1 pseudogene is annotated in these 1,323 nt (G+C 64.5%); it reads right to left on the reverse strand.

Features of this window, described 5'->3' with window-relative positions:
- A pseudogene (locus PV768_RS21790) lies at window positions 1-1,322 on the reverse strand (pyruvate dehydrogenase (acetyl-transferring), homodimeric type); the annotation flags it as partial.
- Between the last annotated feature and the right edge of the window lies 1 nt (window position 1,323).

Genomic DNA, 1,323 nt, shown 5'->3' on the forward strand with positions numbered 1-1,323 from the left:
GGGATCCGCAGGTGGTCGCGGAATTTCTTCAGGTCATCCAGGGTGAGTTTCTTCATCTGGTGGGTCGCGTTGCGGCCCTCGAAGTGCGGTCCGAGGCCGTAGCCCTTGACGGTCTTGGCCAGGATGACGGTGGGCTTGCCCTTGAATTCGGTGGCTGCCTTGTAGGCGGCGTAGACCTTGCGGTAGTCGTGGCCGCCGCGCTTGAGGTTCCAGATCTGGTCATCGGTGAGGTCCGCGACCATGTCCTTGGTCTGCGGGGTCTTGCCGAAGAAGTGTTCGCGGACGAACCCGCCGGATTCGGCCTTGTAGGTCTGGTAGTCCCCGTCGGGGGTTTCGTTCATGATCTTCACCAGCGACCCGTCGGTGTCCTTGGTGAGGAGGTCGTCCCATTCCCGGCCCCAGACGACCTTGATGACGTTCCAGCCCGCACCGCGGAAGAACGCTTCGAGTTCCTGCATGATCTTGCCGTTGCCGCGCACGGGCCCGTCCAGGCGCTGGAGGTTGCAGTTGATCACGAAGTTGAGGTTGTCCAGGTTCTCGTTCGCGGCGAGCTGGAGCAGGCCGCGGGACTCGGGTTCGTCCATTTCGCCGTCGCCGAGGAACGCCCAGACCTGCTGGTCCGAGGTGTCTTTCAGGCCGCGGTTGTGCAGGTAGCGGTTGGACTGGGCCTGGTAGATCGCGTTCATCGGCCCGATGCCCATGGACACGGTGGGGAATTCCCAGAAGTGCGGCATCAGGCGCGGGTGCGGGTAGGAGGACAGGGCGTGGCCCTCGCGGGACTTTTCCTGCCGGAACCCGTCCAGGTCCTCCTCGGAGAGCCGGCCTTCCATGAACGCGCGGGCGTACATGCCGGGGGAGGCGTGGCCCTGGAAGAAGACCTGGTCCCCGCCGCCGGGGTGGTCCTTGCCGCGGAAGAAGTGGTTGAACCCGACCTCGTACAGGGTCGCGGCCCCGGCGTAGGTGGAGATGTGTCCGCCCACGCCGATGTTCGCCCGCTGGGCCCGGTGGACCATCACCGCAGCGTTCCAGCGCATGTAGGCCCGGTAACGGCGCTCGAATTCCTCGTTGCCCGGGAATTCCGCTTCCTGGTCCACGGGGATGGTGTTCACGTAATCGGTGGTGGTCACCATCGGCACCCCGACGCTCTGCGCGCCGGCACGCTGCAGCAGGCTCCGCATGATGAATTGGGCACGCTCGGTGCCCTGTTCCCTGATCAATGCATCCAGGGACTCAACCCACTCGGCAGTCTCTTCGGGATCACGATCAGGCAGCTGGTTAGTCAACCCGCTGAGGATATGGGAGGTATCTTCTCCTGCAGCCACG

It is taken from the genome of Pseudarthrobacter sp. CC4, assembly GCF_048957775.1.
GTDB lineage: Bacteria > Actinomycetota > Actinomycetes > Actinomycetales > Micrococcaceae > Arthrobacter.